Here is a 23,008-nt window from a genome sequence, read left to right as displayed (position 1 = left end):
CGGCCGCTTGGGAAGAACATGGCGGCATTGCTACTGAAGATTAGCCTGCGACGGGGTCTGCATGACCTTCGCAGACAGATCTGCGCCAGACACGTCTTCATACCGGGCGGGAATACGTTCCTTCAAACGGAACAGCCGTTGATGAGCAGACCGTGTTAGCTGGCCATAGGTCACTGCCTGCACTCGCCCGCGCAGGACACCATCTTCCTTGAGTTCAATTTCACGGGTGGTCTTCGCAGTGATCTCGTGGCCTACAACGAAAGCGCGGAACATCGGCGTACCATCGAGTGCGCCGCTGCCGAGAAAGTCCTGCACATAGCCATTGCCCTGGTTCATCTCCTCTCGGCCGATCGCGGAGTGCCCTTTCTTCAACTCAATAATCAGGACGTTTTGAATCCGTGTGAGCGTTGGGTCGGCAGCATCGAAACCCTCCGTGCCAACGATCGAACAAGTCGCATCGGCAAGGGTCATGATGTCGGGACGCTGCTTGGCGTTTATGAACGCTTCGCTGGACAATCGCTTCTTAAAGATTCTCTCGGCGGCCGTTCGCAAGCTCACGTTGGATGAGTATTCACTACTGTCGAACTCGGGGCCAAACAGCCATCGGGCCTGCGTCACCAGCGGATGCAAAGTGTGTAGCTCGTCGGAAGTTTCATCGCCAGCAAGTTTCTCGATAGCCACGATCACCGCTAGGCGATGATCAATTTCGTCAAGCACCGAAAGCGCGTCGCGGACGGTCCACTGGCTCAACAGCCGATCAAGCCCTTCAATATCTGACTCATCAAGCCTTGTGAGCTTTTCAAGTAAAGCTGCGCCGCCACGGGCCTTTTCGATATTAATCAATGCCTGCACCGCCGCGGAAAGAACGTCCTGTGAAACGGTGGGCGTGGACTTCACCAAATCGCGAGCGAAGCTGGCGACCTCGGCACGGCCCAACGGTGAGAGTTCCTTAAAGTCTTCACGGTTTTTGACGAGGGCCTCTTCGGAGCTTTCCTCAACCAGCGTCGCAGAGAGCTGCGCGAAGACCCTCTTGGCGTACTCGCGAGCAGCCTCGAAAAGAGCATCGACTTTCTTGTTACTTTTGAATCGAACCCAGTCTTGCTCGACCTCGGTCAGCCAACCATCATCGGCCTTAATAACGATCGAATAACGCTTCGCAAAGCGGGCGCGGCCATCAATCACGGCCTCAGATCCGACTACCCAACTCGGCATACCGACAAGACGGCCATTCACCCAGAAAGCGATACCTTGATAGAGCGTTGACCTGTTCGACCGCGTCGAGTCCACAACGTAGGCCTCCGCTCCTGGGCATCCGTCGATCTGCAATGGCGTCTGTTCGATGAGGCCCGTCTGATCCGCCAGGGCAACGGACTCCCCATTGACCCGAACAACGAACTGCGGATCATGGACGAAGCGCGCAGCCAGAATCGCGCGGATGGCGTCCGGGTCCGGCAAATGCCGCATGACGACGACAGAGACTTTAGTACCGTGTCCCTTTTTGATAAAAGCCCCCTCCTTTTCGATCTTGAAAGGGTTCTCCTCACTATTGGTACCGATGTCGAAACTTGCCCCTTTGTCCTCGCGCCAAGTCTCAACCGAATAATGGTCGGCAAAACACAGCAGCCCATGGCGCCCAACACCATTACGGCCGTAGGCTTTCCGACGCCAGCCCTTGCGTTCCGGCGGGAACTCGACCATCGTGCTCTGATGCTTGATGCGGTCGTAGCCCAGCTTCATCCAACGACCCTTAAACTGAGACGCGGTCATGCCATGCCCATCGTCCTCTACCGTCAATACAAGCGCATTGGTCGGAGGGATCGTCAAATCCACAAGAGAGGCGCCTGCATCCCACGCATTGGCAACAAGTTCCGTGAGCGCGACCTCGGAGTCCTGAGCTATGCGTCCGAGTGTGCGGACAAGATAGTTCTCCTCGAATAGCGATCCTGTCATCGCAACCGACCTCATCTTGGTTTTCGTCGCCATATCTTCCCCTTGTCATTCGCTCCGGAGTGTCCGAGCGAGAGGGTGCCGCATATCCCACAGGGCAGTCCAAACATGCTTAATCTAATTTCGGACATTCAGCTCGACGCACCTTTTCGCCTAGTCTTAGATGCTAAGCCAAGAGCCAAGAGAGTCCTAGCCGAGCTGCCCGACTGAACGATCGCTAGCAGGGGTACATAGGGGGACCGGTACGGTCACATGAAAAGGCTTCCTGCAGCTTCTGGTCGTTGGCACAGCAACTCTAGGAAAGTGTGCAGCGTAGTCGTCACCTGCCAGGGGAAGCGCCGGGCACATGAACGCGGAGCATTGCCTACCTATTCCGAAGCGCCCGGCGTGCGGTCAGTTGGCGCCTGCAATCTGCTCGCTTCTTCTTTCGCCTTCTTCCCTTGGTCATGGTGCCACTTGATGGCGTAGAACATGCAGGTGCCAAACACGAGCACCTTGAAGGTGATGAAGACTATCGGGACCCAATCCATTTGTGATGGCTTTCCTGGTTGCTGATGGGCACTCACTGCCGTCCAGTGCAGCGCCTCAAAACGCTGCGTCTGCAGCTTCATCGTGTTCAAGCCATCGTCGAATTGCACATCGACAGCACGGGGCCAATGATCTGAAAACTTGGTGCGATGCTATCGGGCCTGCTGTACGGGCGTAAGCATCAGTTCTGCCTAAATTTTCCGTAGCAGATGGCAATTGCCGTGCCGGGCGGCTGCATGAAAAGTGGCATTGTCTGGGGCCCGCAGGGGGCCGCAGTGCGCAGGCCGTAGGGCGCGCCGCGTGAGCAGACGGAGCACCACTTGCACACAACGCCGACCGGTCACATACAAAAAAGGCCTGCATGAGGGAATCCCATGCAGGCCTTTGATTGGGTGGCAGTGCTACTGCCGGGCGCTCAGAACGGCAACCCCACGTAGTTCTCTGCCAGCGACCCCAGCGCCTTCTCGGACGAGAACAGGTACGCCAGGTCCGTGTCCTGCAGCTTCTGGTCGTAGGCCAGTGACTCGGGGAAGGTGTGCAGCATGGTCGTCATCCACCACGAGAAGCGCTGGGCCTTCCACACGCGGGCCAGGGCCTTCTCGGAGTATTTTTCCAAGCCGGTGCTGTCGCCATCCTTGTAGTGCGAGACCATGGCGTGGTACAGGTAGTAGATGTCCGATGCGGCGCTGTTCAGGCCCCGGGCGCCGGTGGGCGGCACGATGTGGGCGGCATCGCCGGCCAGGAACAGGTTGCCGTAGCGCATGGGCTCGGCCACAAAGGAGCGCAGGGGGGCGATGGACTTTTCGATGGAGGGACCGGTGATGAGTTGGGCGGCCACCTCGGCGGGCAGGCGGCGTTTCAGCTCGGCCCAGAAGGCTTCGTCGGACCAGTCTTCCACGTTGTCGGTCAGCGGCACCTGGATGTAGTAGCGGCTCAGCACCTGCGAGCGCAGCGAGCACAGCGCAAAGCCGCGTTCGTGCTTGGCGTAGATCAGCTCGGGCGATACGGGCTTGGTGCGCGAGAGTACGCCTAGCCAGCCGAAGGGGTAGACCTTTTCATACTCCTTGAGCACGTCGCGCGGGATGGACTTTCGGCTCACGCCGTGGAAGCCGTCGGCGCCGATGACAAAGTCGCAGTCGATGCGCACCACCTCGTCGCCACTGCGGTAGGTCACGTACGGGTTGGCGCTTTTCAGGTCGTGCGGCTGCACGTCTTCGGCGTTGTGGATGACGACGCCCTTCATGCGGTCACGCGCTTCGTACAGGTCGCGCGTCAGCTCGGTCTGGCCGTACACCACGACGGAGCTACCGCCGCTGTACTTGTGCAAATCGACCCGGTCCATTTTTCCGTCGTGGGCAATGATGAAGCCGTCGTGGATCTCGCCTTCACGGTCCATGCGTTCGCCGCATTGGGCCTCGCGCATGAGTGCGGCAAAGCCATGCTCCAGCACGCCGGCGCGGATGCGGCCCAGCACGTATTCACGGCTTTGGCGCTCCAGCACGATGGTGTCGATGCCCTTGAGGTGCAAGAGCTGCGAGAGCATGAGGCCCGAGGGGCCTCCGCCGATGATGCAAACCTGGGTTTTCATGGTGTCTCCTTTGTGGCGAGCGGCTCACAAAACTCCCCTGGCGTTGTTGTCCCGCCTTGCCGTACTGCTTGTACTGTCTGCGGCAGGACGCCTAGCCAGGGCCGCTTCGCTGAGTTGTGTGAGCCGCTCTGTTGGGTTGATGACATGGGTCAAAACGACCACCCAAAGATACGTGGCACAGTCGCCGCGTTGAATGGACGGATGGAGCCAGAACATGCACTTTTCGAACATCGGAACCATCCACTCGTACAGCCTGTTCGGCGAGTCGCAGCACCTGCCCGATGTGCTGCACTGCGAGACGATTGCCGAGCGATCGGCGCTGCACGACTGGGAGCTGGCGCCGCACCGGCACACGCGGCTGCACCAGGTGCTGCTGATCACGTCAGGCGGGGGCGTGGCGCACCTGGATGGTGAGCGGGTGCCGCTGTTTGCCGGTGCACTCATCAACGTGCCACAGGGGCATGTGCACGCATTCCGCTTTACGCAGCACACGCAGGGCTGGGTGGCCACGCTGGCCGATGAATTGATGGACGAGATTTTTGTGCGCGTGGGCGATGTGCGGCGCGACCTGGCGCGGCCCGCCGTGGCGCCTGCGCCGCCACAGCTGCACCAGGCCATGGGCCAGGTCTGGCAGGAGTTCTCGGGCCGCGCCAAGGCGCGTGCGCTGGTGCTGCGGGGCCTGAGCGCCACGCTGCTGGGCTGGGTGGCGCGCGCGATGGACGAGCACAGCCCGGACGACACCCACGCGCCAGAGTCCAGCCTGGTGCAGCGGCTGGAGGCGCTGATCGAGGCGCATTTTCTGGAGCACTGGCAGGTGGCCGACTACGCGCGGGCGCTGGCCGTGTCGCCCACGCACCTGAGCCGCGTGGCGCGTGCTGCCACGGGCGTGTCGGCCCAGCGGCTGATTGAGGCGCGCCTGATGCGCGAGGCGCGGCGCAACCTGGCCTACACGCACCTGGGCGTGGCCACCATTGCCTACACGCTGGGGTATGCCGACCCGGCGTACTTCACCCGCGCTTTCACGCGCGATGCGGGGCTGTCGCCGCGTGCGTTTCGGGCGCAGGTGGCGGCGTCCGCGCCCGCTCCGGCAATGTGATGCGGGGTGACAGGCTGCTGACACTCCGCTGTCAGCAGCCCCCGCTCACCATCGGGGCTTCTTTCTTTCCATCACCCATTGAACGACAAGGAGCCTTTCATGAAAAACGCCATCGCCTGGTTTGAAATCCCCACCACCCAGCTGGACCGCGCCCAGGCCTTTTACGAAGCCGTGCTGGGCCAGCCCATGCGCCGCGAGAACATGGGCCCGAGCGAAGGCGCCGTGTTTGCCTACGACCCCGAAGCCGATGGTGCAGGCGGCGCGCTGATGATGGGCCCCACGGCGCCCCAGGTGTCGGGCAGCGGCACACTGGTGTACCTGGACGCATCGCCCTCGCTCGACGCTGCGCTGGACCGCGCGGTGGCCCAGGGCGGCCGCGTGGCCCTGCCGCGCCAGGCGCTGCCGCCGGGCATGGGCTTCTTTGCGCACATCCACGACCTGGATGGCAACCGCGTGGGTCTGCACGCGCTGGCTTGAAGCCACAACGCACCGACGGTCTACGAAAGGAGCACAGCATGGAAGCGCAAGAAATCCACCGGGGCAGGCTGTTTGACCATGTGCAGCTGGTCGTGCGCGACCTGGCAGCTAGCCAGGCCTTCTACACGGCGGTGCTGGAGGCCCTGCAGGTGCCCATGGGCGGGGCGGACGAGGGCTACTTCTGGGCGGACGAGCTGTTTGTGTCGTCAGCCGACAGCCCTGCCGCGCAGGGCCACCTGACAGGCCGCCATCACTTGGCATTTCAGGCCCGGGACCGGGCGATGGTGGATGCGTTCTACCAAGCTGCGCTGGCCCACGGCGGCACCGACAACGGCGCGCCGGGCGAGCGAAGAGCCTGTTCCAAGTCTTTTTGGAGATCGCATTGGAGTGCAATCGGGATGAGTGGATGCTTCGGATGCGCCGCATGGGCTCGTGCCCATGCAAGCAGCCGGGGCGTCCAATCGCCCGATTTCACTCCAACCCTGCGGGCAAGTGCCTTGCCGGGCGGTCTGCGGCGTTACGGCGCTTGCCGATAGCACGGGCTATCGGCTGCGCCCCGCGTCTTGCATCCCATCCCGGCAAGGTACTTGTGCGACTTCAAAAAGACTTGGAACAGGCTCTTACCACCCCGGCTACTACGCGGCGTTTGTGCTGGACCAGGATGGCAACAACATAGAGGCCGTGTTCCATGGCGACGCGCAGCGCAGTGCGGCGTCGGTAAAGATCACGTTCTGAGGTGTGGGTCAGCCCGCCTCCGGCCGGGCCAGGCCACGCAGCGGGATGGGCGTGGAGAACACGATGGATGTGCGCGTTTCGCCATAGCCGTTGATGTCGCCCAGAAAGCGCTCCAGGTCGGGCAGGTCGCGCGCCACGACCTGCATCACATACGAGTCGTTGCCGCTGACGTGGTGGCACTCAAGCACCTGGGGCGACTGGCGCAGCTTGTCGATCAGCGCCTTCTTGCCGGGCTGCGGCACGTTGATGCCCACCACCGCGCGCACACCGTAGCCGACCTTGGCGGGGTCGATGTCGGCATGAACGCCGCGCACCACGCCCGCCTCTTGCAGGCGGCGCAGGCGCTCCAGCGTGGCGGGCACCGACAGGCCCACGGCCTCGGCCAGTTCCTTGAGCGAGGCGCGGCCATCGGCCTGCAGCGCGCTGATCAGGCGCCAGGCTTTGTCATCGACTTCCATACAAGCCTTTCTCGATGGGCACAGAAAAAAACGAAACCCAATGCGGGATTCTCCGAATTTTCTGCATTCTCCACCGCCAACAGCCGCCCTAGCATCGGTGCATGGACCTCACATCAATCACCGTGTTTCTGCAAGCCGCCGTCATCGGCGTGCTCATCGCGGCCCCTGTGGGCCCCATCGGCCTGCTGACCATGCAACGCACGCTGGAGCGGGGCCTGGCGGCCGGGCTGGCTACGGGCCTGGGCGCTGCTGCGGCCGATGCGGTGTATGGCGCCGTGGGCGCCTTCAGCGTGCGCTGGCTCATCGACGGGCTGACGCAGGCCAAAACGCCACTGGCACTGGGCGGCGGCGCACTGCTGCTGGTGCTGGCCTGGCGCACCTGGCATGCGCCGGTGGCCCACACCGCCGCCCCGGCACCCGACGCGCGGGGGCTGCTGGGCCTGGCGGCGGGCACGTTCGCGCTGACGCTGGCCAACCCGGCCACCATCGTGTCGTTCATTGCGGTGTTTGGCGCGCTGGGTGGCGGCCGGCCCAGCCTGCCGTCACCGCTGTGGATGGTGACGGGGGTGCTGGTGGGCTCTGCCGCCTGGTGGCTGCTGCTGACCAGTGCGATTGCCTACCAGCGGCAGCGCTTTACGCCCGCCTGGCGCCTGCGCATCAACCGGGCGTCGGCCCTGCTGCTGGGCGGGTTTGCGCTGTGGCAGTGGGGGCAGCTGGTCTGAGGCGTTGCGCTGCGCACAGGGATGCTGCAAAGGTACTGACACTGCGGTGTCAGCAGCGGGCCCGCACCATCGGTGGCTTCTTTGACCCGGAGCTTTTCTCATGACCGACGCCCTGCTGCAACACCCCCTTTGGCCGGATGCCGAGCCTGCGCGCAACGACATGCCCCTGTCGGCAGTGCCCCCTGCAGCCGCCCCGCGCCGCAACTGGATCGCGGTGGCCTGCGCCCAGCACGCCCGCCGGGGCTGCGCCACGCCAGGCGCGGGCTACATGCAGGTATGCCACGGCAAGGTGGCGCCCCTGCAGCGCATACGCCCCGGCGACCGTGTGGCGTACTACGCGCCCACCGTCACGATGGGCGGCAAGGACCGGCTGCAGGCGTTTGTCTCCATCGGCATCGTGTTGCCGGGTGCGCCGTATGCGTTTGACATGGGCGGTGGGTTTGTGCCCTCGCGCCGGGATGTGGCCTATGTACCTGCGCGTGAGGCGGCGATTGCGCCGCTGCTGGACGACTTCGAGTTTGTGGACGACCGCCAGCGCTGGGGTAGCAAGTTCCGCTTTGGGTTGTTTGCCGTCAGCGACCACGACATGCGCCTGATTGCGCAGGCGATGCAGGCCGCGCTGCAATCACTACATTTTTAATAGCGCCTCAGGCAATGGACACTAGCGCATCCGGCCCAAAAGGCTTCAAACAGATCGCGAACAGTCCCGTGGGCCTTCGAACAGCTCGCAGGCGCGCGTCAGCACACCGCCATCAGCGTGTCCACCACCCGGCGTTGGGCGGCGGTCAGGGCGGCATAGCCTTCACGCAGCAGTCGCAGCACGATCGCGTGGATTTCGATTTCGCTAGCGGGCATGGTCTTCTCCTTGAACGGCAACAGTGGGCGGCCGCCGCGTGGCTGGCCGATGACATGGGCACCTGCCACGACACAAAGAGCCGGGCGCCCGGGCCTGCCCCACCATGGACCAAGCCCCGATGTCACTGTGCCGAGGTGGCAACGCAGGCGGTAGCGCGATAAAAGGGGAAGTTCGCGGCTTTTTTCGCGCGCCGCTCTGCAACCAAGGGGCTTATGGAGAGGTGGCCCCGGGCGTGTAGGCGTCGATGACCGGCGGCTCGCTGTCCCCCGCTGCAGTGCGGGCGAGCTTGAACCAGGTCCAGGTCTCCACATCGGGTGCGTCGTAGCTGCCGTAGGACTGCCCACCCCACGAAAAGTACGAGCCCTTGTTGCCGGTAGTGAGCGTGCGCTTGCCCACAGCCAGGCCGCCGTCTTTGAGCAGCGCCATCCGGAACCCTTGCAGCACGCCAGAGGTCCCCGGCTCGTTGCCGGTCGGCGCGGTCTGCGGAGCCAGGTCGAGCATGCCGGAGCTGCAGCGGGCCTGTGCGCCGCTGTAGGTGACCAGGCTCCACTGGCGGGTGAGCGAGGTGCGCACGTTGCGCGCGCGGTTGACGGTGCGCGTGCGCAGCGTGGTTTCGCCGCGCTGCTGCTGCACCCAGACCTGCATCTCCGCCGAGCCAGTAAAAAACGGCAGGCTGCCCCGCACCCCACCGGGCGCCACCGGCGGCCAGGCGTACACCCCTTGCAGGGACGGGCAGCCGAACCAGCTGCTCTGCACGGGGCCAAACGCCGCAGGCGGCTTGGGCGACCCCTGCACATCTGGCCCGCAGGCCGTGAGGGCCAGGCAACACAGGGCCAACGTTGCGGCGCCGCCGATGCGCTGCACGCGCCGGTGCGGGGTGCGCAAGGCGCTGTGCGATGGCAAAGACATGGCAGGTGTCATGGTGTCTGGACGGTGGTGCAGCCCGATTGTCGGGCCGAACACTGCACCTGCGGTCGCTCTATTTTTGATAGCAGCTTGCACATATTCCACTAGCGCCTCAGCACCACAAGGCTCCGAAACCGTGTTGACGATCGCCCAGGGGGGTCTGCGAGATCGTCAGGCTACGGATGTGCAGGCCCCGCCCGCACACGGGCCAGCGCCTCGGGCACATCGCGCCACGCCGGACGGCCGGGGGCGTAGCGCTGGCGCATGTAGCCCGCCAGCTCGGTGATCTGCGCATCGCTGAGCGCGTGGCCAAAGCCGGGCATGAAGCCGATGTCCCGCGCGGCGGGCTCGCGGATGCCGTGCACGATGACCTGCAGCAGGTTATCGGGCCGGTCGCTGTGCAGGTTGCTGTTGAGCGCCAGGGGCACGTTCACGCCCAGCAGGCGCGGCCCATCACCGTCGTGGTGGCAGGCGGCGCAGGCACCGTCGAACAGCCGCTGGGCCTGGCCGGGCTGCGGGGCCAGCGCAGCGGCCTGGGCCACAGCGGCTTGGGCGCGCTGCTGGGGGTCAGGCACAGGCAGGGTGGCTGGCTGGGTAGCCGCATCGGTCGCGGTGAACGAGGCCAGGTAGCCCGCCATGGCGCGGATGTCTTCGTCCGGCAAGTGGGCCAGCTCGCGCACCACAGGCGCCATGGGGCCGGAGGCGCTGCCGTGCTGCGGGCTGTGGCCGTGGCGCAGGTAGCCATACAAAGCATCGGCCGTCCAGGGCACGGGCGCCTTCGACAGGCCGGTGAGCGCAGGCGCCTCCCAGCCATCCACCATGGTGCCCGAGAGGAACGCAGCCCCGCCCCGCTCGGCTCCCAGCGCATTGCGCGGCGTGTGGCAGGCGCCGCAGTGGCCCACGCCCTGCACCAGGTAGGCGCCCCGGTTCCATTCGGGCAGACGCGTAGGGTCCGGCTTGAACGGCGTGGCGTCGTGGAACAGCGCGTTCCAGCCCGCCATGAGCGGGCGCACGCTGAACGGGAAGGTCAACTCGGTCTTCGGCACCTCGGCCCGCACGGCGGGTTGCGCCATGAGGTAGGCGTACAGCGCGGTCAGGTCGTCGTCGCTCATCTTGGCGAACGACGTGTAAGGGAACGCGGGGTACAGGTGTTTGCCATCGCGCGAGATGCCTTCGCGCATGGCGCGCTGGAAGGCGCTGAAGGACCACTGGCCGATGCCGGTCTCGGCGTCGGGCGTGAGGTTGGTGGTGTAGACCTTGCCGAATGGCGTTTCCATGGCGCGGCCACCCGTGTTGGGCGTGCCGCCCGGGGCGGTGTGGCACACCACGCAGTCGCCCGCAGCGGCCAGCAGGCGGCCGCTCTCGATGGTGGCGGCGTTGTAGACCGACGCGCCCGCCGTCTGCACCACGGGCGCGATGGAGGGGCGCCAGCCCAGCAGCGCGGCACCCATGGCGATGCCACCGGCAACCAGGGCCAGCGCGCGGGCCCAGGGGCTGCGTTTGGCGGGCCATGTGGCGCTGGCGGACACCGTGGGTGCGGGCAGCTCCAGCGTGGGCAATACCTCGGCCTGCTCAGTGGGTGGGGTGCTGCCCGCAGCCGCTTGACCTGCGCCGCCGGGCAGTGGGTTGAGCCCGGCGCGCACCACCTCGGGCGTGAAGGGCGGCGCACGGAAGCGCACGCCCGTCGCATCAAAAATCGCGTTGGCAATCGCTGCCGTGCCCGGCACGGAGGACGACTCGCCCGAGCCCAACGGCGCCTCGTCCTGCCGGGGCATGTGCATGACCTCGATGACCGGCACCTCGCGAAAGCTCAGGATGGGGTAGCTGCCCCACTCGCGGTTGTCCACGGCCTGCTTGACGGGCTCGAACGTCACCTGCTCCTTGAGCGCGCGGCTGGTGGTCTGCAGCACGTTGCCGTGCACCTGCTGCTCCACACCGGCGGGGTTCACCATCAGGCCCGCGTCGTGCCCCACGACCACGCGGCGCACGTGCACCTCGCCGGTCTTTTTGTTGACCTCCACATCGGCCACCCATGCCGCCCAGGCGGCGCCAAAGCCGGGCCATTTGCTGTGGATGTAGCGAGCGTAGGCAAAGCCCTGGCCCTGCACCCAATCCCCATCTAGCGGGCGCTGTTGCGGGCCGGTGCGGCGAATCCAGCCCGCCTTTTCGGCCGTGGCCTGCACCAGCTCGGCAGCGCGCGGGTCGTTCAGCAACTGCAGGCGAAACTGCACCGGGTCCACACCCGCCGCCGTGGCCAGCTCGTCTACATACGACTCGTGCGCAAACGAATTGGGCAGGGCCGACACGCCGCGCAGCCAGGACGCGCGCACGATGGGCGGCATGTCGTTGACGGCCACGCGCAGGTTGTCGTACTGGTAGGGCGGGCGGGCGGTGCGGTCGCCCATCTCGTAGGCCTGGGCCACAGGCTCGATGGCGCGGGTGAGCAGCAGGGCCAGCGTGGGCGCGCCGTTGGAGGGGTAGGACGTTTCAAAGTCGTACGCCGCCACGGTGCCATCGGCCTTGAGCCCGCCGCGCACCTGCATGAGCTGCGCCGTGCCCTTGGGCTCCCACAAATGCTCCTGCTCGCGCGTGAGCTGCACGCGCACCGGCGCGCCCACGGCGCGCGAGAGCAGCGCGGCATCAGCGGCCACATCATCGGCCCCGTTGCGGCCATAGCAGCCTGCGGCCTCCATGCGGATGAGGTCGATGTCCACATCGGCCAAGCCCATCAGGCGGGCCAGGTCGGCGCGCAGCACATGGGGGTTCTGCGTGCCCGCCCACACCGTCATGCGCGGGCGGCCTGTGCTGTCATCACTGCGCCATTCGGCCACCGCGCACGATGGGCCGATGGAGCCATGCATCTGGTAGGGCCACACATAGGTGCGCGGCATGGGCTGGCCGTCGGCAGACAGCGCGGCCAGGGCGCCATCCACATCGCCCTCGTCCACCAGGCGGCGCTGCGTGGCGGGGTTGGCGCGGATGGCCTGTTCCAGCGCCTCGGCGCTGTCCTGGCGCGGGAAGCCGGGCCAGTCCTTCCAGCGCACTTTCAGCTCGCGCAGCGCCTGCTCAGCCTGCTCCTCGCGCTCGGCGACGATGCCCACAAAGTCGCGGATCACCACCACGGCGCGGATGCCGGGGATGTGGGCGATGGACTGCTGGTCCACCGATTCGAGCGTGTTGCCGATGAAGTCGCCATGGTCGGCCCCCGCATACGGCGGGCGCACCACGCGGCCGTGCAGCATGCCGGGCACGCGCATGTCGTGCACAAACACCAGCTCGCCACTGACCTTGGCGGGGATGTCCACGCGTGGCACGGACTGGCCGACCACGGTGTAATCGGCGGCGGCCTTGGTGGGCGTGGCGTCCACCAGATCCAGCGTGGTGTGCGCGCCCGCCAGCAGCGCGCCGTAGGCCACTTGGCGCGATGGGTCTGCAGTGACCTGCACGATCCCCGCACGCACCTGCAATTGATCCACTGGCACGCCCAGCCGCTCTGCGGCCTGGGCCACCAGCCAGTGGCGCGCCTGCGCAGCGGCGATGCGCAGGGGCTTGGCGTGGATCTGGATGGAGGCACTGGCGATGGTGGCGCCCTGGTTGGGCGCGCGGGTGGTGTCGCCCAGCACCATGTTCACCTGCGCCAAGGGCACGTCCAGTTCTTCGGCCACGATCTGCGCGAGTGCGGTGCGGATGCCGGTGCCCAGGTCCACATGGCCGTTGAGCGCGGTCACGCTGCCGTCGTCCCACACGGCGATCAGTATCTCCACGCCCTCGGCCGGGTTGCCCGCCACCAGCGCGGGCTGGCCCTTGACGGGCGGTGGTGCCGGCGGTGGGTTGCGCACCACCAGCAGCACGCCCCGGGCAGCATGGAAGTCGGCGCGGGTGAGCGGGCTGTGGGCGCGCAGGGATGGAGGCGTGTTCATGCCTGGGCCTCGCGCATCAACTGGGCCGCACGCAGCACGGCGCGGATGATTTCGACATGCGTGCCGCAGCGGCACAGGTTGCCCGACAGCTCGCGGCGCACTGCCGCTTCGTCGGGGTCAGGATTGCGCTCCAGCAAGGCCACGGCCATCATCACCATGCCGTTCAGGCAATAGCCGCATTGCGCGGCCTGCTCATCCACAAAGGCCTGCTGCACCGGGTGAAGTCCTGCGGTGCGGCTGCAGCGCCCGGGCAGCCCTTCCAGCGTGGTCACCTCGCGGCCCGCCACGCCCTGCGCCGGGATCACGCAGGCCCGCGCGGCAATCCCATCCACCAGCACCGTGCACGCCCCGCACTGCCCCAGGCCACAGCCGTACTTGGGGCCGTTGAGCGACAGGTCGTTGCGCAGCACGTGCAGCAACGTGGCGCTGGCCAAAGTGCTTTGCGGCACGGCAAACGGCTGGCCATTAACGACGACCGGGGAGGGTGAAGCGGGCGCGTGCATGTCTCGGTGGGTTGTTCTCAGCGTCGCAGCGACCCGCTGCGCGTGTACATCTCCAGGTCCACAAAGTTGGAGCCATTGTGGTTGTTCGGGCCGTACTGCAGCGGAAAGTCGCCGATCTTGGTGGTGCCCATGTCTTCCATGGCCTTGATGAAGCCTTCACGCGTGAGGGCTTTGCCTGCACGCTTGAGGCCCTCCACAAACACGCGCGCGGCGATATAGCCCTCCAGCATGGTGTAGCTGTCGATTTTTTCGCCTGCATCCGCGCGGTCCCTGCGGTAGTCGGCCACGATGGCCAGGCGGCTGGCCTGCGGCGAGGGCACGATGCTGGCCGTGACCAGCCCTTCGATGCCGCCGTTCAGGCGCTGGGCAGACCCCGGTGCGTCAGTGATACCCACCGAGATGGTGTACAGCGGCGACGCCGCGCCCGCCGCCCGGTAGTCACGCAGGAACACCTCCACCATCTTGCCCGCCATGATCATCACCACCGCGCCCGGCTGGGCCTTGGTGAGCTGCGCCACCTGGGGCTTGGCGTCGGTGGCGGCGATCTCCATGGGCACGGAATCGACCACCTTGACCTTCAGGCCCTGGGCGATCTGCAGGCAGGTGTCGAGGTTGGATTTGCCAAACGCGCTGTTCTGGTAAATGACGGCGATGTTGTTGATGCCCAGCGTGGCGAGGTGGCCCACGATCTTGCGCAGCTCGGTCTCGTAGCTGGCGCGCACGTGGAACAGGTAGCGGTTGTGCGTGGTGCGAAACGAGGTGGTGCCCACCAGCGGCGCGAACATGGGCACGCCCGCCTTTTCGGCCAGGGGCATGGCGGCGATGAGGTTTCCGGTGGCCACGTAGCCGATCAGGGCAAACACCTTGTCTTCGTCAATGAGTTTGGCCGTGTTTTCGGCCGTCTTCTTGGGCTCGTAAGCATCGTCGTGCGACACCAGCTCCAGCGTGCGCCCCTGCACGCCGCCGGTCTTGTTCACCTTGTCGAACGCCAGCGCAATGCCGGCCTTGTAGTCCACCCCGAAATCCTTGGCCGGGCCGGTGAACACGGCCGACTGGCCTACTTTGATGCGGGTGTCTGTCACCCCGGTCTCGGCAGCTGCCGGGCCTGCGGCTCCCAGAGCAGCGGCGGCCAGGGTTGTCAGCACCGCACGGCGGTCGATGCCCCCCTCCTCCATCCCACGACATTTCATGAAACGCTCCTTACATCAAAGGCGCAAGTTTCCCTGCAAGCGGAGCGGCTGCGCAACCATTTCTGCGGGGTGTTGTGAATCCGTCAAACCCCGGCGCCGAAGCACCGGGGCGGTGCGCCGTCAGGCGACATCGATGTCGCTGGACTGGATGCGTTTGACACCCTTGGCCTTCATGTTTTTCCAGGCCGCGTCGAGCGATCCGTTGAGGTCGATGGCGCGGGTCGCATCTTCGACCACATAGGTTTCGAAGCCCAGGCGTTTGGCGTCGAGCGCCGTCCAGGCCACGCAGAAGTCGGTGGCCAGGCCGGTGACAAACACGGTCTTGATGCCACGCTGCTTGAGGTAGCCCGCCAGGCCGGTGGAGGTCTTGCGGTCGGCCTCTTCAAAGGCCGAGTAGCTGTCCACATGCTGGTGAAAGCCCTTGCGCAGGATCACCTGGGCCTTGGGCACCTGGAGGTCCTTGTGCAGGGCGGCATCGTCGGTGCCCTGCACGCAATGGTCGGGCCACAGCACCTGCTGGCCGTAACTCAGCTTGGTGGTTTCAAACGGCTTCTTGCCCGCGTGAGCACTGGCAAAAGAGGCGTGGCCCTGGGTGTGCCAGTCCTGCGTGACCACCACGTTTTCAAACGCTGTGGCAATGCGGTTGATGACGGGCACCACCTCATCCCCCTTGGCCACGGGCAGCGTGCCGCCGGGGACAAAACAGTTCTGCACATCGACCACGATGAGCGCCGCTCGCTCACCGGGTTTGATCTTGCCTGCCGCCCAGCTGGCGGGGAAGCTGGCCCCGGCCACGGTAAGCGCGGCCGATTGAAGAAGAAAGCGACGACGTTGCGCAGTTTGCATGGTGAACACTCCGGTTGGGAACGCACTGACACATCGGCCATGGCCCGGTAGGGCCGGGGCCGGGGAACTTCTGCTTCACACGCTGAGGTAGGCGCGCCGCACCTCTTCGTTGGCGGCCAGCTCTTCCATGCTGGCCTGGTAACGGATCTGGCCCTTTTCGAGCACATAGGCGCGGTCGGAGACCAGCTCGGCAAAGTGCATGTTCTGCTCGGACAACAGGATGCTCACGCCCTGCTCTTTCAGCTCCAGGATCATGTGCGCCATCTGCTCCACGATGACGGGCGCCACACCTTCAGAGGGCTCGTCCAGCAGCACCAGGTAGGGGTTGCCCATGAGCGTGCGGGCCACGGTGAGCATTTGCTGTTCGCCGCCGCTCATGCGCCCACCGGGGCGCTGGGGCATCTCGCCCAGGTTGGGGAAGAGCTTGAACAGGCGCTCGGGCGTCCACACCGGGGCGGCTGTGCCGTCGGGCCAGGTGCGGGAGGGTTGGCGGCCCACTTCCAGGTTCTCCATCACCGTGAGGTCGGTGAACACGCGGCGGTCTTCGGGCACAAAGCCCAGGCCCAGGCGGGCAGCGTCGTGCGGGTCGGTTCTGGACAGGTCCTTGCCCATGAACTGGATACTGCCCTTGCGCTTGGCCAGCATGCCCATCAGCGTCTTGAGCGTGGTGGATTTGCCTGCGCCGTTGCGGCCCATCAGCGCAACCACTTCGCCCCGGCGCACGTCCAGGTCCACGTCGTACAGGATTTGCGCGGCACCGTACCAGGCCTGCAGGCCCTTGGCCTGGAGCAGCAGTTCTTTGGGGTTGTGGGTCGTCATGGTCATGCCGCCTCCGCATTGGCTGCGGCTTTCTTCTCAAACGTCTTGCCGGTGCCGAAGTAGACCTCCTGCACCTTGGGGTGGTCGCGCAACTCCAGCGGCTTGCCCTCGGCAATCAGCCGCCCGCGCGCCAGCACGATCATGCGGTCCGCATAGGCAAACACCACGTCCATGCTGTGCTCGGTGAAGAGCACGGCCATATTGCGGTCGATCACCAGCTGTTTGGTCAGCGCCATAAGTTCGTTGCGCTCCTTGGGCGCCATGCCGGCGGTGGGCTCGTCCATGAGCAGCAGCTTGGGGCTGTTGGCCATGGCAATCGCCAGCTCCACGCGCTTCACATCGCCATAGGCCAGCACGCTGCAGGGCCGATCGGCCTGCGACTTCATGCCCACCTGGTCGAGCAACGCCAAGGCTTCCTCGCGTTTGTGATCGGCAGCCCTGCGCCATAGGGAGAACAGCAGGCCGTCGTTGGAGATCAGTGCCATCTGCACGTTCTCCACCACCGTCAGCGATGCAAAGGTTTCGGCGATCTGAAAGGTGCGGCCCACCCCCATGCGCCAGATGTCGCGGGGCTTGCGGCCCACCAGCTCCTGGCCGTTGAGTTGGATGGAGCCTGCATCGGCAGGCAGCTGGCCGTTGACCATGTTGAAGGTGGTGGACTTGCCCGCGCCGTTGGGGCCAATCAGCGCCAGCAGCTCGCCAGCCGCCAGTTCGAAGTGGATGCCATCCACCGCCTTGACGCCGCCAAACGATTTGCCCAGACCGGTGACTTTGAGGAGGCTCATGCTGCGCCCTCCTTGGTGTTCTTGGCGTCGCGCATGTTGTCAAAAATCTGTTTGATGGTGCCAGCGATGCCCTGCGGAAACAGCAGCACCAGGATGAGGATGATGGCGCCCAGCATGGCGCGCCAGTAGTCGGTGTTGCGCGCCACGGTGTCGTGCAGCCAGGTGAAGGTGACCGCACCCACCACAGGGCCCGCCAGCGTCTGGATGCCGCCGAGCAGCACCATCACCAGCCCGTCCACCGATTTGCCCACGGCCAGCGACTCCGGCGAAATGCTGCCCTTGGAGAACGCATACAGCGCCCCTGCCAGCCCTGCAGCCGTGCCCGCCACCACAAACGCCGCCCACTGCATGCGCTTGACGTCGATGCCGATGGCGTCGGCGCGCAGCACAGAGTCGCGCCCCGCGCGCAGCGCATAGCCAAACGGCGAGAACAGCACGCGGCGCAGCCACCACACCCCTGACCCCACCAGTGCCAGCGTGAGCCAGTAATACATGCGCTTGTCTGCCAGCCAGGCCGCAGGCCAGACACCGGTCAGGCCGTTGCTGCCCCCCGTGAAACTGTCCCACTGGTAGGTGATGGCCCAGGTGATCTGGGCAAAGGCCAGCGTCAGCATGGCCAGGTACACACCCGACAGCCGCACCGCAAACCAGCCGTAGACAAACGCCCCGGCGGCGGCCACCAGCGGCGCCACCACCAGTGCGACCTCCATCGGCAGCCCAAGCGAGCGCACCAGCAGAGCCGCGCCATAGGCACCCAGCCCGAAGTAGGCGGCATGGCCGAAGGAGTGCATGCCCGCAGGCCCCATGATGAAGTGAAGGCTGGCCGCAAACAGCGCTGCGATCAACAGATCAATCAGCAGCACAGTGGTGTACGGCGACTGCGCGGTGAGCACCGGCGCCGCTGCCAGCAGCAGGCCCAGCACGGCGGCCGCCACCAGGTAGGCCTTGCCAGGCCGACGCAGCGGCTCCTCCTGCATGCCCACATAGCGGCTGGGTGCCTGCGGCCGGCCGAACAGGCCCCACGGGCGCCAGACCAGCACCACCGCCATCACCAGAAAATCCACCACCAGGGTCAGCTTGGAAAAAGAAACACTCAGGCCGAACACGTCGACCACACCCAGCCAGATGCAGATGGCCTTGATCTCGGAGATCAGCAGGGCGGCGGCGTACGCGCCCGGAATGGAGCCCATGCCACCCACCACCACCACCACGAAGGCGGCACCGATGGTGTGCAGGTCCATCTCCAGCGTCGCGGGCTCGCGCGGCAGTTGCAGCGCGCCACCCAGCCCGGCCAGCATCGCGCCCAGCGCAAACACGGCCGTGAACAACCAGGCCTGGTTGACGCCCAGGGCGCTCACCATCTCGCGGTCTTGTGTAGCGGCGCGCACCAGCGTGCCAAACCGGGTACGCGTGAGCAGCAGCCAGACTGCGCCCAGCACCAGCGGACCGACCACGATGAGGAACAGGTCGTAGCTGGGGAACTGCCGCCCCAGCAAGCTGACGGAACCTGAAAGGCCCGGTGCGCGCGGGCCCAGCAGTTCGTCGGGCCCCCAGAGCCACAGCACCGCGTCCTTGATGACCAGCACCAGGGCAAACGTGGCAAGCAACTGAAACAGCTCGGGCGCCTTGTAGATGCGGCGCAGCAGCACCACTTCGATCAGCGCCCCGAGCACGCCGACGATCAGCGCGGCCAGCGGCAAGGCCACCCAGAAGCCCAGCGCACCGCTCAGGCGCTCGACCAGCGAGTACGCGACGTAGATGCCCACCATGAAGAACGAGCCATGGGCAAAGTTCACGATGCGGGTCACGCCAAAGATCAGCGACAGACCCGCCGCCACGAGGAACAGCGACGACGCGCTCGCCAGCCCGTTGATGAGCTGAACGATGAAACCCGAAAAACTCATGTTCAATAAACCCTGTAGGGCCTGTTCACACTATTTTTGCCAGCGCGAAGGCCATGAAAGAAGCCGGCCGTGCCCCAGCCGACACCAGCCAGCACCCGCAGAATTTGCCTGTGCCGGGCTGCTGGTAGCGTCTGCCGGGACCGAGGCGCGGCAGGCGCCTCAGACCTCAGAGGGAATCAATCAGCGCTTCGTGACTTCTTCACGTCGGCAGCGGACGGCTGGTACTTGGCATCGGCACCATCCAGGTAGACGTAATCCACCATCACGCCCTTGCCGCCTTCGTTCTTGGTGCGACCGACAAATGCGCCCATGGTGGCCTGATGGTCTTCAGGCCGGTAGGTGATCTTGCCGAATGGGGTGTCCACCTGCAGTCCCTTGAAGGCAGCGACCAGCTTGTCGGTGTCGGTGCTCTTGGCTTTGGCAATACCGGCCGCAGCCGACTTGATCATGCTGTAGCCCACCACCGAACCCAGGCGCGGGTAGTCCTTGAACTTGGCCTGGTACGCCTGCTCGAACGCCTTGTGTGCGGGGGTGTTGATGCCGTACCAGGGATAGCCGGTCACCAGCCAGCCGTTGGGGGCCTCGTCTTTCAGAGGATCCAGGTATTCGGGTTCGCCCGTCAGCACGCTGACCACCTCGATGCCCTTGAAGAGGCCGCGCGTGTTGCCTTCGCGCACGAACTTCGACAAGTCTGCGCCAAACAGTACGTTGAAGATGGCGTCGGGCTTGGCATCCGACAGCGCTTGCACCACGCTGCCGGCATCCACGCGGCCCAGCGGTGTGGCTTGTTCGGCCACAAACTCCACGTCGGGCTGGGCGGCCTTGAGCAGTTGCTTGAATGCCGCCACCGCAGACTGCCCGTATTCGTAGTTGGGGTAGACCACGGCCCAGCGCTTTTTCTTCATCTTGGCGGCCTCAGGCACCAGCATGGCGGCCTGCATGTAGGTGCCGGGGCGCAGGCGGAAGGTGTACTGGTTGCCGCCTTGCCAGGTCATCTTGTCGGTCAGCGGCTCACCAGCGAGAAAGAAGAACTTCTTCTGCTTGGCGAAGTCGGCCACTGCGAGGCCGGTGTTCGACAGGAAGGTGCCAGCCAGCACATCGACCTTCTCGCGCGACACCAGCTCTTCGGCCACACGAACGGCGTCGCCGGGGTTGGCGTTGTCGTCGCGCGTGATCAGTTCGATCTTCTTGCCATTGACGCCGCCCGCAGCGTTGATCTCATCGACCGCCAGCTCCATGCCCTTCTTGTAGGGCTCCAGGAAAGCGGGCTGCGCCTTGTAGCTGTTGACCTCGCCAATCTTGATCACGCCCTGGGCAAAAACAGGGGCCAGGGTAAGGGCCAATGCAGCCGCAGCCGTGGCACGCATGAGGTTTCGTCGCATCGTCATGGGGAGACTCCTGAAGGATGGTTGGAGAGAGATCGAACGGGGGTGAGACAGGACAGGTGTGTTGTACGCGCGCCGGGCTCAGCGCAGGCCGTCAACGCCTTTTATTTCAGAGGCCGTGAGGCCGCCGACACGTGGCAACGGCCGCCCGCTGTCGGTCACGACAACGGCCACCACGATTTCATTGGCTCGCGGGGCATCGGCTACACGGGCTTCCATGGCGTCGAAATGGCTGCGCACGTAAGCCGCATCCTTGTGGCCCAGGGGCACGTCGATGGCCGTGCCGAGGCCGCCCATCTTCTTGCTGGATGGGACCAACGCGGCACCCTTCTCGACAGCCACACGCAGTGGTGCGCCCAGCTTGGGGTGGAGGATGGCGGCGGCGTGCTCCAGCTCGCCCGCCTCGCCCACGATGGCGGCCTTGCCGTAGCTGTGCGCATCGCCCGGGGCAATGCCGAGGGCCTGCACGCAGCGGGCGCCCAGAAGGCCTCCCAGCTCCTCACCGATGGCGATGAGTTCGTCGAGGTTTTCCACATAACGTCCGGCAAAGGGGTTCTCGATCACGGCCATGGCCAGCGCCTTGCGCACCGGGGGCTGAATATCACGCCCCATTTCCACGCGGACCTCGTCGGTCTGGACGATGATCTTTCGAATCTTGGCTGGCATTTTTTGGCTCCTTGGGATCTTGTCTTGTTCGATGGTGTGCGGGTCGGCGGGCGGCTCAGCGCAGGCCGTTCCACTGGCTGATGTCTGCCGCCTTGAGCCCTCCGACGCGGGCGTGGATGCGCGGGCCCGTGGTCATGGCAAGTATGAACACGATCTCATCAGCGGATGGCGCGCCCGGAACACGCACTTCGATCGCGTCGAAATGGCTGCGTACGTAGCTGGCGTTGATGTGGGTGAGCGGCACATCCAGCGCTGCACCGGGGCCGCCCACTTTCTTGGTTGAGGGCACGATGGACAGCGCATTCGCGGGCTGCCCGGTCTTCTCTTCGGCCTGGCCCTTGGCATAGGCGTTGCGGTCGCCCTTCCAGCCCAACAGTTCGCGCATGGCGTAGCCGCCGGGCACATGCCACAGCGCACCGTGTTCCAGCTCACCCGCCGCGCCCACGATGGCGCCTTTGCCGTAGGTCTCGATGCGCTCGGCGGGCACGCCCATGGCCTTCAGGAGGCGCTGGGCCATGTCCAGCCCCACGTCCTGCAGCGCGTCCATCATGGGGAGGATGTCGGGCTCGTACCGTCCCGCAAACGGGTTGGTCAGCACCGCGCCAATGGCGCCACGCAGCAGCGGCACGTCGGCCACCGGCCCGAATTCGTGCCGGATTTCCTCAAGATGGGTGAAAACGCGTCGTATCTGGATCATTCTGGAGACCTGTGCATTTCGTTAAGCAAATACTGAACCAACTTCCGATTCCACCGCCGGATCCCGGGGCCATACCGCATCCGCCAGCGCCTGTGGCGCCGAGGTCGCCACCAACTGCCCCTGGCACGCCAGCAGCGCAAACCACAGCAGGCCGCTGGACTGCAATTCTTGCGCTTTTTGCAGCCCCTGGTGCAATGCCCGGGCCACCAGCTCCCTGGGCAAGGCAGGGACATCCACGGTGACTGGAATGGCCCCCAGGTCACTGTCGTCCCGCACCTGCCACGCGGGCCTGCGCACAATCCGCGCATCGACCAAATCCACCGCGTTGGCCACGATGGTGGCCGCCGCATCGGCCTGCGCCGCCGAACGCGCCAGCACCGTCACGCTGTCGGCAATGCCCAGCGACTGGCTGCGCCCCCGCCAGCCGCTGGTGGCCACACCGCGCACCGGCATGGCGCTGTCGATGCAGATCTGCCCATCCAGCACCAAACCGTTGCGCAACTGTGCCGCATTCAGTGCGGCGATGTCAGCGTACACCCCCACCGTGGCCGATTGGCCGGGCGCCAGGTGCAGCGCAATGTCGCCGCCGTTGTTGACCCAGGCGCGGTCTATGCCCGGCTGCTCGTAGCAGGCCAGAATCTCCTGCGCCACTGCACCCGCCACCGCCGCCATCGACGTGATGAAGCCTGCGCGGTAGGGACTGCAGGCGGCCCACATGCGACGCCCCACCACGCCCTGCAACGTGCAGTGCGCACCCACCGGCGCCCGCAGGCCGGGAAGTTCATTCACCAGCTCCTGCAGCAGCCCTTCAAAACGTTGCCAGGCGCGTTCGTGCGCCTGGGCCACGGCGTCGCGCGCCCCTTCGGCCTGGAGGATGAGGTCCATCGGACCATGCTGGAAATGCCAACGGCCATCGGACAGGAGCTTGCGAGCGGCTTGCATGTGCGTTTCAGTACTCAATGCAGGGCGCACCGCCCGCA

The 23,008-nt window shown here is 65.6% G+C and carries 21 protein-coding genes and 1 pseudogene; 6 read left to right on the top strand and 16 right to left on the bottom strand.

Annotated elements, in window-relative coordinates:
* Positions 1 to 30: 30 nt before the first annotated feature.
* The 3 genes from AC07X4_RS11555 to pobA form a co-directional block, all read right to left on the bottom strand.
* Positions 31 to 1,983 (bottom strand): ATP-binding protein, encoded by a 1,953-nt coding sequence (locus tag AC07X4_RS11555; RefSeq protein ID WP_494740140.1) that lies wholly within the window; start codon positions 1,981 to 1,983, stop codon positions 31 to 33.
* A 332-nt stretch (positions 1,984 to 2,315) separates the two neighbouring features.
* A complete protein-coding gene (locus AC07X4_RS11550) occupies positions 2,316 to 2,585 on the bottom strand; it encodes a hypothetical protein (protein ID WP_494740145.1) in 270 nt (89 codons plus the stop codon).
* A gap of 305 nt (positions 2,586 to 2,890) precedes the next feature.
* A complete protein-coding gene (gene pobA / locus AC07X4_RS11545; RefSeq protein WP_494740139.1) occupies positions 2,891 to 4,063 on the bottom strand; it encodes a 4-hydroxybenzoate 3-monooxygenase in 1,173 nt (390 codons plus the stop codon).
* A gap of 214 nt (positions 4,064 to 4,277) precedes the next feature.
* On the opposite strand from pobA, the gene AC07X4_RS11540 reads away from it, so the two are divergent.
* The 4 genes and pseudogenes from AC07X4_RS11540 to AC07X4_RS11525 form a co-directional block, all read left to right on the top strand.
* The gene (locus tag AC07X4_RS11540) at positions 4,278 to 5,159 is read left to right on the top strand and encodes a helix-turn-helix domain-containing protein (protein ID WP_494740138.1); all 882 of its coding nucleotides are present in this window, start codon (positions 4,278 to 4,280) and stop codon (positions 5,157 to 5,159) included.
* 99 nt (positions 5,160 to 5,258) lie between these two features.
* The gene (locus AC07X4_RS11535; RefSeq protein WP_015012067.1) at positions 5,259 to 5,636 is read left to right on the top strand and encodes a VOC family protein; all 378 of its coding nucleotides are present in this window, start codon (positions 5,259 to 5,261) and stop codon (positions 5,634 to 5,636) included.
* A 38-nt stretch (positions 5,637 to 5,674) separates the two neighbouring features.
* Entirely contained in the window at positions 5,675 to 6,172 is a 498-nt protein-coding gene (locus tag AC07X4_RS11530) for a VOC family protein (RefSeq protein ID WP_494740137.1), read from the top strand.
* A gap of 85 nt (positions 6,173 to 6,257) precedes the next feature.
* Positions 6,258 to 6,371, top strand: a pseudogene (locus AC07X4_RS11525) (VOC family protein); the annotation flags it as partial.
* 8 nt (positions 6,372 to 6,379) lie between these two features.
* Here the strand turns inward: AC07X4_RS11525 and AC07X4_RS11520 are convergent.
* Positions 6,380 to 6,829: an Lrp/AsnC family transcriptional regulator gene (locus AC07X4_RS11520; RefSeq protein ID WP_015012065.1), complete on the bottom strand. Its 450-nt coding sequence runs from the start codon at positions 6,827 to 6,829 to the stop codon at positions 6,380 to 6,382.
* A gap of 101 nt (positions 6,830 to 6,930) precedes the next feature.
* Here AC07X4_RS11520 and AC07X4_RS11515 point away from each other — a divergent pair, with 101 nt between their 5' ends.
* Together AC07X4_RS11515 and AC07X4_RS11510 are read left to right on the top strand one after the other, a co-directional pair.
* A complete protein-coding gene (locus AC07X4_RS11515; protein WP_494740136.1) occupies positions 6,931 to 7,551 on the top strand; it encodes a LysE family transporter in 621 nt (206 codons plus the stop codon).
* A 100-nt stretch (positions 7,552 to 7,651) separates the two neighbouring features.
* Positions 7,652 to 8,191 (top strand): EVE domain-containing protein, encoded by a 540-nt coding sequence (locus AC07X4_RS11510; RefSeq protein ID WP_494740135.1) that lies wholly within the window; start codon positions 7,652 to 7,654, stop codon positions 8,189 to 8,191.
* A 426-nt stretch (positions 8,192 to 8,617) separates the two neighbouring features.
* On the opposite strand, the gene AC07X4_RS11505 is transcribed toward AC07X4_RS11510, so the two are convergent.
* The 12 genes from AC07X4_RS11505 to AC07X4_RS11450 all read right to left on the bottom strand — a co-directional run bounded on the left by AC07X4_RS11505 (position 8,618) and on the right by AC07X4_RS11450 (position 22,970).
* Positions 8,618 to 9,316 carry a hypothetical protein gene (locus AC07X4_RS11505; protein ID WP_494740134.1) on the bottom strand — a complete coding sequence of 233 codons (699 nt, stop codon included), beginning with the start codon at positions 9,314 to 9,316 and terminating at the stop codon, positions 8,618 to 8,620.
* Positions 9,317 to 9,489: 173 nt separating this feature from the next.
* Entirely contained in the window at positions 9,490 to 13,233 is a 3,744-nt protein-coding gene (locus AC07X4_RS11500; protein WP_494740133.1) for a molybdopterin cofactor-binding domain-containing protein, read from the bottom strand.
* Positions 13,230 to 13,736 (bottom strand): (2Fe-2S)-binding protein, encoded by a 507-nt coding sequence (locus AC07X4_RS11495; RefSeq protein ID WP_494740132.1) that lies wholly within the window; start codon positions 13,734 to 13,736, stop codon positions 13,230 to 13,232. Before AC07X4_RS11495 ends, AC07X4_RS11500 begins: the two co-directional genes overlap by 4 nt.
* 17 nt (positions 13,737 to 13,753) lie before the next feature.
* Positions 13,754 to 14,926, bottom strand: a complete 1,173-nt coding sequence (locus AC07X4_RS11490; RefSeq protein ID WP_494740131.1) for an ABC transporter substrate-binding protein — start codon at positions 14,924 to 14,926, stop codon at positions 13,754 to 13,756.
* 120 nt (positions 14,927 to 15,046) lie between these two features.
* Complete coding sequence (pncA, locus tag AC07X4_RS11485) at positions 15,047 to 15,772, bottom strand: bifunctional nicotinamidase/pyrazinamidase (protein ID WP_056057733.1); 726 nt, start codon at positions 15,770 to 15,772, stop codon at positions 15,047 to 15,049.
* A 75-nt stretch (positions 15,773 to 15,847) separates the two neighbouring features.
* Entirely contained in the window at positions 15,848 to 16,591 is a 744-nt protein-coding gene (locus AC07X4_RS11480) for an ABC transporter ATP-binding protein (RefSeq protein WP_192419803.1), read from the bottom strand.
* 2 nt (positions 16,592 to 16,593) lie between these two features.
* Positions 16,594 to 17,376: an ABC transporter ATP-binding protein gene (locus tag AC07X4_RS11475; protein WP_056057175.1), complete on the bottom strand. Its 783-nt coding sequence runs from the start codon at positions 17,374 to 17,376 to the stop codon at positions 16,594 to 16,596.
* Entirely contained in the window at positions 17,373 to 19,280 is a 1,908-nt protein-coding gene (locus tag AC07X4_RS11470) for an ABC transporter permease (RefSeq protein ID WP_494740130.1), read from the bottom strand. Before AC07X4_RS11470 ends, AC07X4_RS11475 begins: the two co-directional genes overlap by 4 nt.
* Positions 19,281 to 19,456: 176 nt before the next feature.
* On the bottom strand, positions 19,457 to 20,668 hold the full coding sequence (locus tag AC07X4_RS11465) for an ABC transporter substrate-binding protein (protein ID WP_056057171.1): 1,212 nt from the start codon (positions 20,666 to 20,668) through the stop codon (positions 19,457 to 19,459).
* A 78-nt stretch (positions 20,669 to 20,746) separates the two neighbouring features.
* Positions 20,747 to 21,331, bottom strand: coding sequence for an amino acid synthesis family protein (locus tag AC07X4_RS11460; protein ID WP_494740129.1), 585 nt, complete (start codon positions 21,329 to 21,331; stop codon positions 20,747 to 20,749).
* A 55-nt stretch (positions 21,332 to 21,386) separates the two neighbouring features.
* Positions 21,387 to 22,028: an amino acid synthesis family protein gene (locus AC07X4_RS11455; protein WP_110960508.1), complete on the bottom strand. Its 642-nt coding sequence runs from the start codon at positions 22,026 to 22,028 to the stop codon at positions 21,387 to 21,389.
* 21 nt (positions 22,029 to 22,049) lie between these two features.
* Complete coding sequence (locus AC07X4_RS11450; RefSeq protein WP_494740128.1) at positions 22,050 to 22,970, bottom strand: UPF0280 family protein; 921 nt, start codon at positions 22,968 to 22,970, stop codon at positions 22,050 to 22,052.
* Positions 22,971 to 23,008: the final 38 nt, after the last annotated feature.

It is taken from the genome of Acidovorax sp. GW460-11-11-14-LB4 (genome assembly GCF_059423685.1).
Note: the sequence above shows the minus strand (reverse complement) of the source record. Positions and strands in the feature narration are given on the sequence as shown.